Genomic DNA, 14,211 nt, shown 5'->3' with positions numbered 1-14,211 from the left:
AGCATCCAGAGCAAGCATCGGACCCGCCGACAGGCATGACGATCAGGCGATCCGCCCCCGACGGGAAGGAAGCCGTTCCGGTTCGGCAACTATTTCAGCGGCCTGTTAATGCTTCGATCAATGAATGGCTGCTTTCGTCTTGTCGAAGTATGACATGAGCACCTGCAGCGAGAGTCCGGAATCCGCCCCTTCCGCAGGAGAGGGCAGCATCAACGTGCTCGGCCCAATGTATGTGTCGGCCGCTGTTCGCAATCGAGAAATTGGCACGATTTCGGAAATCGCTCATATGTATCCGGCCTGTTGATCGGCTCGCGGGCCGTGGCCTTGATGGGGTTACGCACGCGCCTTGGTCTCATTAGCGGCAAGGTCTATGATTACCCAATGGGCCGTCAGTCTCTGGGGGCGTATCTTCTCCGTTCCATGCTGTCCTCTCTATCGCGAACTCCTTTGTGACCGTGGAAGGCGTCAGATCGCTTCCATGGCCGCGTCCTGTGGGGCGTCGAACCGGGTGCCGTGCGGCAGAAGGCTCCAGGCAGTTCGAGTGATGAGAGCGCCGTCTCTCTTGACAACCAGCGCATTTTCACTCACGCATCAGCAATGGGCGCTTCCGACAACATATCTTTTTGGTTCAAGCACGCCTTGTGCCTGCTCTTTGTTGTCGGATTGGTATTGTTGCCTCCTGCTTCTTCACATGCAGCCACCGGAGCTCATCACGTGATGGTGCATGACAATACCCATCAACAATTTGTTGAGCATGCACAGGACATAACGTCTCAAAAGAATGTTTGTTCGGAACATTTGTCCTCGGCGGATGACCCAGACGCACAGTCAACGGGCAAGTGCTGCAACGGCATATGCTTAACGGTTGCCCTCAATGATGAGGCTCCGGCGTTCGTCAGCCGCGTTTCCGCTGGCACATTTCTTTTACATCATGATCAAGCACGTTCAATCGAGCTGACAGGCTCAATACAACCTCCCCGAGATCTGACCTGATATAAGCCCCTTAGGGGCCTTCGCCTTGCGCATTTTCCAGCGTGAGACCCACATCGATCAGTCAGGTTACCTACATGAAAACTCTTCTTCTTTCGGGGGCTTCGGTCCTTGCACTTGGCGCGTGTGCTTACGAGCCAACGCCCCTCCCTTTCGTTGCAGCGCAGCAGGCAGCCACGGATCAAACCGTTTCTTCAACCATCAGCTACCAAGATCCCTTGGCTGGATATACCTATCGCGCTCCGACTGGCCCTCGTGACTGGCGCACGGTCAATGAAGAACAGTCGGAGGCTAACTGATGAAACGGTCGAAGTTATCCTTAGCAGCTGGCTTTCCGCTTCTGCTCGGCGCATGTGCAACGGCAGTTCCAGGCGCGTTTACAGAACCAAAGGCGGGCTTTGCCAATGTGGCGAACCAAACGTCGGCTGCTATCGGCAAGCGAACTGCCTTTGCTGAAACGCAAGCCGAGAACGAAAGCCTTCGAAAGCAAGTGCACAGCATGGTGCATCGCAAGACAATCTCTGCAGACACTGCCGTGCAGGTTGCGCTATTCAACAACAGGGGTTTACAGGCGTCCTACGCAAATATCGGTCTGTCTGCTGCGGCTGCGTGGCAGGAGGCGACACCCGAAAACCCGATTGTATCCATCGGAGTCCTTGGCATCGGCGCGGCTGAATTGGGTGCATACAGGGCCATTGAGAGCATGATTGCCACCAATATCCTTGATGCCAAGACCCGAAAGCAACGGGTGGCCTTGGCCGACGTGAACTTCCGCGCTGCCCAACTTGACGCGGTGAACGATACGCTGACACTCGCCAACCAGACGCGTCAAGCCTGGATCAACGCAGTCGCCGCATTCGAAGCTGTCAGCTATCTCAATCGCGCCAAAGCGACCTCAGACGCAGGCTCTGAACTTGCCAGAAAGCTGGGCGAAACAGGTGCGCTCAACAAGGCGGGGCAAGCCCGTGAGCAAGCCTTCAATGCCGAACTTGCAGGTCAAGTCGCGCAAGCGCGGCTGACTGCGACGCGCGCCAAGGAAAACCTGACCAGACTGATGGGCCTTTGGGGCACCCAAGTAGATTACTATGTGCCCGATGCATTGCCCGCGCTACCACACTCCTTGGGTCGTATGGCGGCTCTTGAAGCCAAGGCATTGCAAAACCGCGTTGATCTTCGGGTGGCAAAGCTGGGCCTTGAGGCACAGGCCGCCGCCTTTGGCCTGACCGAACAGACCCGCTTGGTAACCGATCTCGAGTTAATCGCAGGTCTCGAAGCCGAACGAGAATCTGAAAATGGCGATATTAAAACGGAAACAACCCCGCAGTTTGAATTGGAGTTCGCCATTCCGATCTACAACACTGGCAAGGCCCGTATGCGCAAAGCGGAACTTGCGTATTTGCAAGCTGCAAACGTCCTTGCCGAAAAAGCAGTCAATGTCAGATCCGAAGCGCGGGGAGCGGAATCAGCTTACCACGCATCGTACAAGATTGCCCGACACTACCGCGACGTTCTTGTGCCGCTTCGCCAAACCATCGAAGAGGAAGCGCTTCTGTCCTACAACGGTATGATTACCAGCACATTCGAATTGCTCACGGATACGCGTCAAAAGCTTGGTGCATCACTGGAAGCTGCAAACGCAAAACGTGAATTCTTCATTGCCCAAGCTGACCTGACGGCCGCCATCTATGGTGGTGGCGCGGGCAGCGAGGGCGGCAATGGCGCAGGCGCCTCACTTGCCGCCGGTGGCGGCGCGGGTCACTGAAAGGAAACATTACATGTTGAACAGACGTCAACTTCTTGGGGCGGGTGCCGCAGGCGCTGCGCTGGTCTCGTCCAAGGCTTGGAGCCAGACCACGAACATGGGTCTGCCGGAAGCGGCAGTGATGGACACGGCAGCAACACAGGTGTCGCCACGCCCCTCATCCGGGCCGGACTACAACCCCGTCGTCACCTTGAACGGCTGGACATTGCCCCATCGGATGAACAACGGGGTAAAGGAATTCCACCTTGTCGCCGAGCCGGTCGAACGCGAACTGGCCGATGGCATGATTGCGCATCTGTGGGGGTATAACGGTCAATCGACTGGGCCGACCATCGAGGCTGTCGAAGGTGACCGAGTCCGGATTTATGTCACCAACAAGCTGCCCGAGCATACCACCGTGCATTGGCACGGAATGATCCTGCCGTCGGGCATGGACGGCGTGGGCGGCCTCAGCCACCCCGGCATTCCGGCGGGCAAGACCTTTGTCTATGAGTTTGATCTGATCAAATCCGGCACCTTCATGTATCATCCGCATGGGGATGAAATGGTGCAGATGGCGATGGGCATGATGGGTATGTTCGTAGTCCACCCCAAGGATCCGACCTTCATGCCGGTGGATCGGGATTTCCTGATCATGTTGAACGCTTTTGACATCGATCCAGGCACATACGTTCCGCGTATCATGACGATGGCAGACTTCAACCTATGGACGTGGAACAGTCGAATATTCCCCGATATCGATCCACTGGTCGTCAACAAGGGTGACAAAGTCCGTGTGCGGGTTGGCAACCTGACGATGACAAATCATCCCATTCACATGCACGGCTACGACTTCAAGGTTACCTGCACGGATGGGGGTTGGGTGCCTGAAACAGCACAATGGCCAGAGGTGAGCATCGACATCCCTGTTGGGGCCATGCGTGCCTATGAATTTGTCGCAGATCACTTGGGTGATTGGGCGATTCATTGTCACAAGTCACACCATACCATGAATGCGATGGGTCACGATGTGCCGACATTCATCGGCGTGGACAAAAAACAGCTCACCGAGAAAATTCATAAATTCCAGCCTGAATACATGCCCATGGGCACCGCAGGAATGGCGGACATGGGCAGGATGGAAATGCCGTTGCCAGACAATACGGTCCCGATGATGACCGGCTGGGGTCCGCACGGGCCAATTGAAATGGGCGGCATGTTCTCGGTGGTAAAAGTCCGCGATGGAATTGATCCGGACGATTACTCGGATCCCGGCTGGTACGAGAACCCCCCGGGTGAGCAGGCCTATGAATGGACCGGCGAGCTGCCTGAATTTGCGTCCAACACCAGCCCGAAAACGGTGTTGACGCCAAGACCGGCCTCCAAAGGCTGACCGGCCTACTGAACAATCCAAACAACCCAAACGATAGGAAACACGATGAACAAGCTCTTTCCAATGACTGCTCTGACCCTCGCCCTTTCCCTGCCGGCCTTTGCGGCGGGCACGCATAGCGGTGGGCATGATCAAGATCACTCCGCAATGGCAGCAGAAATGATGGTCGGCATGCCCGGCGACCCTGAAAAGGTGACGCGCACGATCGACGTGACAATGCGCGAATCCAGCGACGGCAAAATGTTTTTTGAGCCGCAATCACTGGAGGTGGAGAAAGGCGAAACCATTCGCTTCACCGTGATCAACGACGGTGATCTGGAGCACGAATTCGTTCTCGATACTATGAAGGGTAACGCCAAACACAAAGAAGCCATGGCCAAGATGGATATGGAGCATGATGATCCAAATTCCGTTCGTTTGGATGAAGGCGCAACAGGCGAAGTGATCTGGACATTCTCGAATACCGGCACCTTCGAATTCGCCTGCTTGATTCCGGGTCACTACGAATCCGGCATGCATGGCCAAGTTGCCGTGAGTGAAAAGATGGCCCAGGCAGAGATCGAATACACAACTGGAACCATCAAGAAGATCGATGCAAAAGCGGGGAAAGTGACAATTATTCACGGCCCGTTGACGAAACTTGACATGCCCGCGATGACGATGGTGTTCCGTGCTGACGAGGCGATGATCGCCAATATGTCGGAAGGTCAAGACATCGAGTTTGTTGCCGACCGTGTCAAAGGCAAACTAACCGTCATTGAAATGAGATAAGCCGCTGTCCGGGAGCGCCTGCAATTATCGGCGCTCCTTTTTCAAGTGGTACCCGGCTTGCCGGAAAACGCGCAAAGCTTGCCCAAGAGAAATCAACTGCAAATATTTATTGGAGAACTCCATGATGAACTGGAACGAAATGAGCCATGCAATGGGTTTTGGTATGGGTATCAGTTGGCTTTTTTGCCTGCTGATCCTTGCTCTGCTGGTTTTGGCCATAGCGGCGCTGATCAAATATCTTCGAAAATGAGAGAAAGGACTTCTCAATGGCTTACACGATCAATCGCATGATCCCGGATACCGGTATCGACGATGTCGACACCCGCACGCGCAAGGCGCTGGCGGACCATGGCTTCGGTGTCCTGACCGAGATCGACGTCAAGGCAACGATGAAGAAGAAGCTCGATGTCGAGATGCCCGCCTATCGCATCCTCGGTGCCTGCAATCCCGAGATGGCGCATCAGGCGATCGAGATCGAGCCTCGGGTGGGCGCGATGCTGCCCTGCAACGTCATCCTGCGCGAGGTCGAGGGCGGCGTCGAGGTCAGCGCCATCGACCCTGTGGCCTCGATGCAGGCCATCGAGAATGCCGAGCTGACCGCCGTGGCGGGTGAGGTGCGCGACCTTCTGGCCAAGGCCGCCGCGGCCATCTGAGATGAGCCTGCGCGCCACCATCCTCACGGGCCTTGCGATCCTCGGGATCGGACTGCTCGGTGTCTGGCAGTTCGCGCCTTCGGTGTTCACCGAGGCACGCGAACTTCTGGAGCCCGAGCGTCTGGAGATGCTGGTGGCGCGCGCCGGGATCTGGGGGCCGGTTGTTATCGTCACGCTCATGGCCCTCGCGGTCGTGGCCAGCCCGATCCCGAGCGCGCCGATCGCGCTGGCGGCCGGTGCAGCCTACGGGCATGTCTGGGGAACCGTGCAGGTCGTGATCGGCGCGGAACTCGGGGCGCTGATCGCCTTCGGTCTCGCGCGAGTTCTGGGGCATGATGTCTTGCGGCGGGTCTTCGGCGACCGGGTGGATGCCGGATTGCTCGGATCGCAGGCGGCGTTGACCGCAACGGTTTTCGCCAGCCGCCTGATGCCCTTCGTGTCCTTCGACATGATCAGCTATGCGGCCGGCCTCAGCCGTCTGCGCGCCTGGCGGTTCGCCGTCGCGACGCTGGCCGGGATCATACCGGCAAGCTTCCTGCTGGCCCATTTCGGCGGTGAGGCGGTGAGCGGCGACCTCGGGCGCGCGACATGGGCGGTGCTCGGACTCGGGCTTGTGACAGGCTTGCCGCTTCTCTGGGTGGCGCTGCGGCAAAAGCCTGAAAAGGAAGTCCATGACGAAAAGTGATTACGAGAAGAACAGCATCACCCTGCCGGGTGCGGTGGCCATGGGCACCGGCGTGATGATCGGCGCGGGCATCTTTGCGCTGACCGGCCAGATCGCCGAACTTGCCGGGCCGCTCTTTCCACTGTCCTTCATCGTGGGCGCCATCGTGACCGCGTTCAGCGCCTACACTTACATCAAGATGTCGAACGCATATCCGTCAGCGGGCGGTATCGGAATGATCCTCAAGAAGGCTTACGGCCCGACGACGGTCGCGGCGGGGGCAGCCCTCCTGATGGCGCTGTCGATGGTGATCAACGAAAGCCTCGTCGCGCGCACCTTCGGAACCTACACGCTGCGGGCGTTCGGTGGTGATCCCGACAGCGTCCTGGTGCCGGTTCTCGGCGTCGGGCTGATTGTCTTCGCCTATCTGGTAAACGCCTCGGGCACTCGCTCCGTCGGGCTTTTGTCCATCATCATGGCCGTGCTCAAGGTGGGCGGCATCGCATTGTTCGGAGCGGCCGGTCTCTGGGCGAGCGGCATCTCGTTCGAGGCGACGGGTGATGATTTTGCAGCCACCGGGTTCGTGGCGTCGGTTGCACTGTCCATCCTTGCTTTCAAGGGCTTTACCACCATCACAAACAGCGGCGCCGAAGTCACCGACCCGCACCGCAATGTGGGCCGGGGCATCATCTGGTCGATCGCCATCTGCGTCGTCGTCTATCTGCTCGTCGCCTTCGCCGTCGGCTCCAGCCTTCCGCTCGATCGCATCATCGCGGCCAAGGACTACGCGCTGGCCGAGGCCGCCGAGCCCGCTCTCGGGCAAACCGGCTTCTACCTGACGGTGGCGCTCGCGCTGGTGGCCACAACATCGGGCCTGATCGCCAGCGTCTTCGCGGTGTCGCGGATGCTGGCGATGCTGACCGACATGAAGATGATCCCGCACAGCCATTTCGGGATGCCGGGCACGATCAAGGACCACACGCTCGTCTACACCGTCGTGATCGCAGGCTTCCTGACGGTCTTCTTCGACCTCAGCCGCATCGCCTCGCTCGGGGTTTTTTTCTACCTGGTGATGGACATGATCATCCACTGGGGCGTGTTCCGGCATCTGCGCCAGGAGGTCGGCGCAAGGGGATGGGTGTTGCTGACGGCGATCGCTCTCGATGCCGTGGTGCTGGCCGCCTTCGCCGCAATGAAGTGGCAATCCGACCCGCTCATCGTCGTGATAGGCATCGTCGGCATGGCGCTGGTGTTCCTGTTTGTCCGGGTGTTCCTGGCGCGCAATCCGGTCGGGTAGGGTGCTCACGACCACCATTGAAAAAAGGGCTTGAGATTCCAGTCACTGGAAGTGGCAAGCTGACGCAAGACAATGAAAGGTTGGCAGGACATGGACCACGATCATCATCACGGGTCGCCCGATATCCCGGCTGGAACCGAGACGGCAAAGGATCCGGTCTGTGGGATGACAGTCGCAGTCAAGCCCGACGGGCGTCACGCAGAGTTCGAGGGCGAGACCTTCCATTTCTGCTCCGAGAAGTGCCAGACCAAGTTCAAGGCGGATCCATGGTTCTACGCCTCGGGCCGGGCCGCCGGGCAGAAGAAGGCTGCTCCGGCCAACGTCCAGTATACCTGTCCGATGCATCCCGAGATCGTCCGCGACGCGCCGGGCGCCTGCCCGATCTGCGGCATGGCGCTGGAGCCGATGGTGCCCTCGGATGAGCCCAGCGAGGAACTGACCGACTTTACACGCCGGATGTGGATTTCGGCGGCCGCAGCGGTGCCGCTTGTCATCCTGACAATGGGCGAATTGGTGGCGCTGCCGGTGCGCGACTGGATCGGGCATCAGATGGCGAGCTACCTCGAGTTCGTGTTGGCCACACCGATCATCCTCTGGGCCGCCTTGCCATTCTTCCGGCGCGGCTGGGAGTCGATCGTGAACCGCAGCCCCAACATGTGGACGCTGATCAGCCTCGGTGTGGGCGCGGCCTATCTCTATTCGATCGTCGCCACGTTTATGCCGGGGGTGTTCCCCGCTCGAGGAAATGGGCCGGGCCTTACTTGGCGTGCCGCGCCGTGCTGTTCTTTTGGCGCAGCGCGGCGACATTGTCTTGGTTGACACCGGCCTCGGCTTCGGCATCTGCACCGGTGCCTCGACCGTCGACATGACGCCCGAGGGCTTGGTAGCCGTTCCACTCATTTCCTTTCGGCTTGCCTGTCCAGTTTAGCAAGCATGCCTTTCAGGTGATCTGAGCGNCTGCACCGGTGCCTCGACCGTCGACATGACGCCCGAGGGCTTGGTAGCCGTTCCACTCATTTCCTTTCGGCTTGCCTGTCCAGTTTAGCAAGCATGCCTTTCAGGTGATCTGAGCGGCTTGGCTGCTTGAACAAAGAGATCAATTCTCCTTTTTGGCCGTGATCATCTTGGGCGACAGCGTTCACGATCAACCAAATGTCATTGCGGCACGAATAAGCAGTCTGTAGTTCAAGACAACCATTTAGATCTTTGACATATCGTCATTCATTTATTACTACCCACTTATCCAATGCAGAGCATATTATGATTACAGGGCCTCAGATGCGTGCCGCACGCGTCCTTATCGGCATAGACCAGAAGACTCTGGCCGGACTGGCAGGTCTTTCAGTGCCCACGATCCAGCGCATGGAAGCGAGTGACGGCAATGTCCGCGGTGTGGTCGCCAGTCTGACCAAGGTGATAGCGGCGCTTGATTTTGCTGGCGTAGAACTCATTGCGGAAAGCGCCGCCAGCACGGTTGGCGGACGCGGAGTAAGGCTCAAAGTGCCAATGCCGAAGCAATAGCATTCCAACCCGCGACGGCGACCGCCGACACAAGCCGACGATCCCGCCGCTTCCTTCTTGAAGGTGCGGCCAAAGATGAGAGACCAGACCACAAGGCAAAGCGACGCTCCAAGCTTCGCGGAGCTTTTCACCCCGAAGCTCGTGACCGTCCTGCGGGAAGGCTATGGCGTGGCGCAATTGCGCAGAGACGCTGTTGCCGGCCTGACCGTGGCTATCGTCGCACTGCCGCTCTCGATGGCCATCGCGATCGCATCGGGCGCGACTCCGGCGCAGGGTCTCTATACAGCCATCGTCGGAGGCTTCCTCGTCTCGCTTCTTGGCGGATCAAGATTTCAGGTCGGCGGCCCTGCCGGGGCTTTCATCGTGCTGGTCGCCGCCACCGTGGCGCAACACGGGATGGACGGGCTGATACTCGCGACATTCCTGTCTGGGATGATGCTGACCGGTGTCGGGTTCCTCCGGCTTGGCACCTTCATAAAGTTCATCCCTTTTCCGGTGACTGTTGGGTTCACCGCGGGGATCGCGGTCATTATCTTCGCCAGCCAGATCAAGGAGCTGTTCGGCCTGACCCTGGAGCAGGAACCGGGCGAGTTGCTGGAAAAGATCCCGGCGCTCTGGGACGCGCGGGCGAGCCTGACGCCGGCTTCGATTGGCATCTCCATTGCAACCGTAGCCGTGATCCTCGGACTTCGGCGCTGGCGCCCGCACTGGCCGGGGATGCTGATCACCGTGGGTCTGGCTGCCGCGGCCACCGCGATACTCTCGTTTCCGGTCGAGACGATCGGCACAAAGTTCGGTGGCATTCCCTCCTCCCTTCCGGCGCCGCAACTGCCACAAATATCGATGGATCGCATCCTTGCAGTTCTGCCCGCCGCAATCTCCTTCACACTGCTGGGCGCCATCGAGTCGCTGCTGTCGGCTGTCGTCGCCGATGGCATGACCGGGCGTCGGCACCGCTCGAACTGCGAACTGATGGCACAGGGTGCCGCCAACATCGGATCGGCACTCTTTGGCGGATTCTGTGTGACAGGTACCATTGCACGCACCGCGACCAACGTGCGGGCCGGAGCGCACGGGCCGGTCGCGGGGATGCTGCACGCGGTGTTCCTCCTCTTGTTCATGCTGGTTGCAGCGCCACTCGCCGCCTACATCCCGCTTGCCGCACTGGCAGGCGTGTTGGCCGTGGTGGCCTGGAACATGATCGAAAAGTCTGCCATCGCGATCCTGCTGCGCTCGGGCTGGGGCGAGGTCACGGTTCTCGCCGCCACCTTTTTCCTGACCATCTTCCGCGATCTGACCGAAGCTATCGTCGTCGGCTTCGCGCTCGGGTCAGTGCTGTTCATCCACCGCATGAGCCGCACGACCGAAGTTGCGACCCATACCGCCTTCGTCGGTCGCGACGAGGCAGATACTGCATTCCCTCGCACCGTCTATGACGAGGAGCAGGCAGCAGACCGCAACGTGGTCATCTACCGGATCAGGGGGGCCCTCTTCTTCGGCGCCACAGCCTCCATCGGGTCTGTCCTCGACCGCATCCAGGATACCCACAAGGCACTGATTGTCGATTTTGCAGGTGTGCCCTTCCTCGATTCCACCGGTGCCAACATGATCGCAGGTCTTGCGCACAAGGCGCGGAAGCGCGGTGTAGATCTCTGGCTCACGGGAGCAATACGCGACATTCAGCGTGTCTTCGTGACCCACGGGGTGAAACGCCCGCTGGTTCATCATGCCGAGACGGTGGACGAGGCCTTGGCTGCGGTGCGTGGTCGCCCATTCCCCGATCAGGACACCGCCTGATGCCCGGAAGCGCAAAAGAGAGCCGTCGGCCTTTGCGTCGCCGGAACGGCGCAGTCGAAGCGCGACGGCACTATGTCATCGACGCGTTTGAACGTCCGCGGACGCAGGCGGAACTGCGCGACGCGGTAGGCATGAGCAACAGCGGAATACTGCATCTTTTAAGGCACATGGAGCGAGACGGGCCGGTGAGGCCTGCTGAACGTGTCTGTTGCAAAAGGATCTGGGAAGGCGCGAAAGATCGGGGTTGAGCAGAGTTCAAAACGATTAGTAATATCTACCCTTTGGCGCAGCAATGCCTTTGCTTTTTTGGTGGATAAGCTGGAATATGAAACGTCAATTTTGTCAGCATGTGAAGGAAGGACAAACGAGGATCCGGTGGTCTGCGCGCCTTTTGAAACGGCCCGCATCGCCGCCGCGTTCTGGGGCGGTGCGGGCGGTCGCCTCCAAAGTTCATTTGGGCATGAGGTAACTTTCTTCTTCGCCAAGACCGGAATGAGTAAGAATTACCACCTCCATGTGACAGAAGTCTTCGTAAAAATCTTTTACGTCTTTGGCAGGCTTAATTGGTTCATCCTGAACAACGATCTCAGGCGACGGTTTTCAGTTCTCGACGGCGACCGGTGCCCTGCATGAATCGATGTAGCAGTGCGACCAACCATGCCAGCTGGCGCAAAAATGCCCTCAGGTGGCGCAGGATCATGCGGATGTTGTGACCGCAACCGCACAGGACGGCGAAGAGCGCGTCGCCAGTCGTTCCCTTGAGCGGGCATCTGGTCAGGCGGCCGTCGGTCTTCATGTGCCCGATCATCGGCTCGATGGTGCTTCGTCGTCGCAGCAGTTTCGCAATCGCCCTGGTGACGCCGCGCCGGGCGCCGCTGATGAAGACTTTCACGGTCTCGATGCCGTGGCCGCGGTAGCCGCGATCGACGAAAGCCATGTCCGGTCGCTGGTCGGTCAGGATCTCCACCTGTTCCAGCGCCTCATGCAGGGTGTGTCCGTCGTAAGGATTGCCCGGCAGTGACCGCATGCCGACGACGAAGCCGCCTTGCGTCGTGGTCGCGACGCTGACCTTGGTGCCGAACTCGTAGCGCTTGTGCGCCTTGCCCTTCGAGATGCAGTCCACGGCCGGCTCATGCAGGCTGTAAAGCTTCTTGCGGTCCTTTGGCTTCTGCGCCAGCAGCCGGTTTACCAGCGCTGTCACCTCGGTGATCCGTGCTTTCAGCGGTCCCTCGGCCACCTTGTCCATCTGCCGCTCGATGTCGCGCAGCACGCGTCCGGTATAGCCCTTGAGCCGACGCAGCGCCTTGCGCATCCGTTTGAATTGCCGGGCATGGGCGTAGCGGCCGACCTGACCGCAAAGCCGGGGGCCGAGGCGGTTGTAGTTCTGGCGCAGACTGATGTCGGCCTCGCGGGCCAGCCTGACCAGCCTGCGCCGTGCGGCTTCGTAAAGCCGCGCATCGGTGGGATGCGCGATGTTCTTTTCCATCACCGTGGTGTCGACGGTGACCTTCTTCAGATGGTCATCCTGCACCGTTCCGGTGCGCTGCCCGGCACGGATTGTCTCGGTCAGCAGCCACTCCACCCCCTCCTCGCCAATGCGGATGCGCCAACGCGTCATCGACGACGGATCGACCGGCAGGCGATGCTGAAAGAAAGTCTCGCCGCAGAAATGCTGCCAGTAGGAGTTCTCCGCCCACCGCGCCACGACGGCTTCATCGGACAGCCGGAATGCATGCTGGAGATAGAAGAGCCCCGCGACCAGGCGGGTCGGTGTCGCGGGCCGACCGACCGGGGAAGGGAACAGCCCCGCCCATTCCCGCTCGAAGACCTCCCAGTCGATCAGGGCGGCGAGTTTTACCAGTTCGTGGCGCATGTCGATCATCTCGACCAGTCGTGCGCGCAGAAGATCATCCTGTTCCAGGGGCGGCTTTCTGGGCTTCATATCACAGCTCGAAATTGCAGGGTTCTGGCTGCAATAATACCAAAGACTGCATCCAAAACCAAAGAAAAACGCTGCTTTATCAAGCGAAATCAGCAGGATGAGAGTTGTTCAGGATGAACTAATTGAACCTGAGCGCAATCAGAAATTCGCCGTTGTATGTAATAGTCCGGTAGCTGGCATATTAGACGTCATTAAACCCCCGACGGGAACCATTTTCAGCTCAGTGCGTTATATGGTTGGTGCCCGATTCCGGACTCCATAAAAGGAGTCTATATGACAGTATCTTCAGTCACTATGAATAGTCTCACTGCCCTCAGCAATTTTGGAACTGACCCAGGATCGCTTAGTGCAGACATTTATATTCCCGACAACTTTCCGAAGAACGGCCCGCTCGTCGTCGTGCTGCATGGCAGCACCCAATCGGCGGACAGCTATAATATTGGATCAGGCTGGTCTACTCTCGCCGAAGAATGCGGGATCGCGCTCCTATTCCCGGGGCAAAGATTGACCAACAACGTCCTTGGCAGCTTCAACTGGTTCGAATCTGGCGATATCCATCGCGGCGGCGGCGAACCGCTCTCCATTCGACACATGATCAAGCAGGTTGTTGATGATCACGCTGTAGACCCGTCGCGGATCTTCATCACGGGCATGTCCTCGGGTGGTGCCATGACAGCAGTAATGCTCGCGACTTATCCGGAAGTTTTCGCGGGAGGTGCGATAATCGCCGGACTGCCTTACCGCAGCGCAGACAACCTGATGGAGGCGTTTTTTCGCATGAAAGGGTACGGGAGCCCTTCGGACTGCAAGCTCGACGTGCTTGTGCGCGGAGCCTCAGAATTTGACGGCCCTTGGCCAACGATCTCGGTCTGGCATGGCGACAGCGATCAAACCGTTGACAGTTCCAACGCTGGTTCCATTGTCGGGCAGTGGCAGAATATCCATAAAGTTGAAGGTCCGCCAACGCGGGTGGAGACGGTCGATGGCTTTCCCCGGAAAGTCTGGTGCGACGCGGACGGGCGCGAGGTGATCGAGGAATACATTATCGAGGCAATGGGCCACGGCACGCCGATCAGTGCCGAGGGCGACGAGGGCCTGGGGGAAGAAGGCAAGTATATGCTGGAAGTCGGAATTTCCTCGACTCGCCACATTGCGGATTTCTGGGGTCTGACACAGTAGGTGCTGGATCAAATGACCAATTCATCCATACCCGGCCAATCCGTTCTGGTTCAATGAGCGCCGCCGTCTCAATTCACCTAACCCGGATAATTCATGAAGCTGCGGACTTGTGCTCAGGGGGGCAGTTTCCTGGGGTTTGGGTTTGTCTCGCGCGCCCGACGTCGGCGTCCGGGTAGCAGGCCGTCCGGTGACTTGGGTCTCGGGTGATGTGAGTTGATGTTTCGGGGTTGTCGGGGCGCTTGCGTCAGGCTGCTTTCGGTGGG

Annotated in this window: 15 protein-coding genes and 1 pseudogene; 15 read left to right on the top strand and 1 reads right to left on the bottom strand. The window is 58.9% G+C overall.

Going from position 1 to position 14,211, the window contains the following annotated elements; all coding sequences use genetic code 11:
• The first annotated feature begins 124 nt into the window (after positions 1–124).
• The 14 genes and pseudogenes from V8352_RS19970 (at position 125) to V8352_RS19910 (ending at position 11,460) form a co-directional block, all read left to right on the top strand.
• Positions 125–304, top strand: coding sequence for a hypothetical protein (locus V8352_RS19970; RefSeq protein WP_336426039.1), 180 nt, complete (start codon positions 125–127; stop codon positions 302–304).
• 293 nt (positions 305–597) lie between these two features.
• Positions 598–993 (top strand): hypothetical protein, encoded by a 396-nt coding sequence (locus V8352_RS19965; RefSeq protein WP_336426038.1) that lies wholly within the window; start codon positions 598–600, stop codon positions 991–993.
• A 295-nt stretch (positions 994–1,288) separates the two neighbouring features.
• Positions 1,289–2,752, top strand: coding sequence for a TolC family protein (locus V8352_RS19960; protein ID WP_336426037.1), 1,464 nt, complete (start codon positions 1,289–1,291; stop codon positions 2,750–2,752).
• 13 nt (positions 2,753–2,765) lie between these two features.
• Entirely contained in the window at positions 2,766–4,124 is a 1,359-nt protein-coding gene (locus V8352_RS19955; protein WP_336426036.1) for a multicopper oxidase family protein, read from the top strand.
• A gap of 45 nt (positions 4,125–4,169) precedes the next feature.
• Complete coding sequence (locus tag V8352_RS19950; protein ID WP_336426035.1) at positions 4,170–4,895, top strand: copper-binding protein; 726 nt, start codon at positions 4,170–4,172, stop codon at positions 4,893–4,895.
• A 121-nt stretch (positions 4,896–5,016) separates the two neighbouring features.
• The gene (locus tag V8352_RS19945) at positions 5,017–5,145 is read left to right on the top strand and encodes a hypothetical protein (RefSeq protein ID WP_336426034.1); all 129 of its coding nucleotides are present in this window, start codon (positions 5,017–5,019) and stop codon (positions 5,143–5,145) included.
• A 16-nt stretch (positions 5,146–5,161) separates the two neighbouring features.
• A complete protein-coding gene (locus V8352_RS19940; protein WP_336426033.1) occupies positions 5,162–5,548 on the top strand; it encodes a DUF302 domain-containing protein in 387 nt (128 codons plus the stop codon).
• A gap of 1 nt (position 5,549) precedes the next feature.
• Complete coding sequence (locus tag V8352_RS19935) at positions 5,550–6,233, top strand: TVP38/TMEM64 family protein (RefSeq protein ID WP_336426032.1); 684 nt, start codon at positions 5,550–5,552, stop codon at positions 6,231–6,233.
• On the top strand, positions 6,220–7,509 hold the full coding sequence (locus V8352_RS19930; protein ID WP_336426031.1) for an APC family permease: 1,290 nt from the start codon (positions 6,220–6,222) through the stop codon (positions 7,507–7,509). Before V8352_RS19935 ends, V8352_RS19930 begins: the two co-directional genes overlap by 14 nt.
• A 90-nt stretch (positions 7,510–7,599) precedes the next feature.
• Positions 7,600–8,283 (top strand): annotated as a pseudogene (locus V8352_RS19925) (heavy metal-binding domain-containing protein); the annotation flags it as partial.
• A complete protein-coding gene (locus V8352_RS22055) occupies positions 8,255–8,437 on the top strand; it encodes a DUF6950 family protein (protein WP_442971076.1) in 183 nt (60 codons plus the stop codon). The pseudogene V8352_RS19925 and the gene V8352_RS22055, both read left to right, overlap by 29 nt.
• Positions 8,438–8,787: 350 nt before the next feature.
• Positions 8,788–9,030 carry a helix-turn-helix domain-containing protein gene (locus V8352_RS19920; RefSeq protein ID WP_336426030.1) on the top strand — a complete coding sequence of 81 codons (243 nt, stop codon included), beginning with the start codon at positions 8,788–8,790 and terminating at the stop codon, positions 9,028–9,030.
• A 75-nt stretch (positions 9,031–9,105) separates the two neighbouring features.
• Positions 9,106–10,827: a SulP family inorganic anion transporter gene (locus V8352_RS19915; protein ID WP_336426029.1), complete on the top strand. Its 1,722-nt coding sequence runs from the start codon at positions 9,106–9,108 to the stop codon at positions 10,825–10,827.
• A gap of 201 nt (positions 10,828–11,028) precedes the next feature.
• Positions 11,029–11,460 carry a hypothetical protein gene (locus V8352_RS19910; protein ID WP_336426028.1) on the top strand — a complete coding sequence of 144 codons (432 nt, stop codon included), beginning with the start codon at positions 11,029–11,031 and terminating at the stop codon, positions 11,458–11,460.
• On the opposite strand, the gene V8352_RS19905 is transcribed toward V8352_RS19910, so the two are convergent.
• The gene (locus V8352_RS19905) at positions 11,414–12,769 is read right to left on the bottom strand and encodes an IS5 family transposase (protein WP_336426027.1); all 1,356 of its coding nucleotides are present in this window, start codon (positions 12,767–12,769) and stop codon (positions 11,414–11,416) included. The genes V8352_RS19910 and V8352_RS19905 overlap by 47 nt on opposite strands.
• Positions 12,770–13,063: 294 nt before the next feature.
• On the opposite strand from V8352_RS19905, the gene V8352_RS19900 reads away from it, so the two are divergent.
• The gene (locus V8352_RS19900; RefSeq protein ID WP_336426026.1) at positions 13,064–13,948 is read left to right on the top strand and encodes an extracellular catalytic domain type 1 short-chain-length polyhydroxyalkanoate depolymerase; all 885 of its coding nucleotides are present in this window, start codon (positions 13,064–13,066) and stop codon (positions 13,946–13,948) included.
• Positions 13,949–14,211: the final 263 nt, after the last annotated feature.

The sequence above is a fragment of the Roseovarius sp. D0-M9 genome, assembly GCF_037083805.1.
GTDB lineage: Bacteria > Pseudomonadota > Alphaproteobacteria > Rhodobacterales > Rhodobacteraceae > Roseovarius.
This window is presented reverse-complemented; position numbering and strand designations above follow the sequence as displayed.

Excerpts from the sequence above, each read along its gene's own strand:
- V8352_RS19970 (WP_336426039.1), top strand. The coding sequence starts at position 125 with ATGGCTGCTTTCGTCTTGTCGAAGTATGACATGAGCACCTGCAGCGAG.
- V8352_RS19965 (WP_336426038.1), top strand. The coding sequence starts at position 598 with ATGGGCGCTTCCGACAACATATCTTTTTGGTTCAAGCACGCCTTGTGC.
- V8352_RS19960 (WP_336426037.1), top strand. The coding sequence starts at position 1,289 with ATGAAACGGTCGAAGTTATCCTTAGCAGCTGGCTTTCCGCTTCTGCTC.
- V8352_RS19955 (WP_336426036.1), top strand. The coding sequence starts at position 2,766 with ATGTTGAACAGACGTCAACTTCTTGGGGCGGGTGCCGCAGGCGCTGCG.
- V8352_RS19950 (WP_336426035.1), top strand. The coding sequence starts at position 4,170 with ATGAACAAGCTCTTTCCAATGACTGCTCTGACCCTCGCCCTTTCCCTG.
- V8352_RS19945 (WP_336426034.1), top strand. The coding sequence starts at position 5,017 with ATGATGAACTGGAACGAAATGAGCCATGCAATGGGTTTTGGTATGGGT.
- V8352_RS19940 (WP_336426033.1), top strand. The coding sequence starts at position 5,162 with ATGGCTTACACGATCAATCGCATGATCCCGGATACCGGTATCGACGAT.
- V8352_RS19935 (WP_336426032.1), top strand. The coding sequence starts at position 5,550 with ATGAGCCTGCGCGCCACCATCCTCACGGGCCTTGCGATCCTCGGGATC.
- V8352_RS19930 (WP_336426031.1), top strand. The coding sequence starts at position 6,220 with ATGACGAAAAGTGATTACGAGAAGAACAGCATCACCCTGCCGGGTGCG.
- V8352_RS22055 (WP_442971076.1), top strand. The coding sequence starts at position 8,255 with ATGGGCCGGGCCTTACTTGGCGTGCCGCGCCGTGCTGTTCTTTTGGCG.
- V8352_RS19920 (WP_336426030.1), top strand. The coding sequence starts at position 8,788 with ATGCGTGCCGCACGCGTCCTTATCGGCATAGACCAGAAGACTCTGGCC.
- V8352_RS19915 (WP_336426029.1), top strand. The coding sequence starts at position 9,106 with ATGAGAGACCAGACCACAAGGCAAAGCGACGCTCCAAGCTTCGCGGAG.
- V8352_RS19905 (WP_336426027.1), bottom strand. The coding sequence starts at position 12,769 with ATGAAGCCCAGAAAGCCGCCCCTGGAACAGGATGATCTTCTGCGCGCA.
- V8352_RS19900 (WP_336426026.1), top strand. The coding sequence starts at position 13,064 with ATGAATAGTCTCACTGCCCTCAGCAATTTTGGAACTGACCCAGGATCG.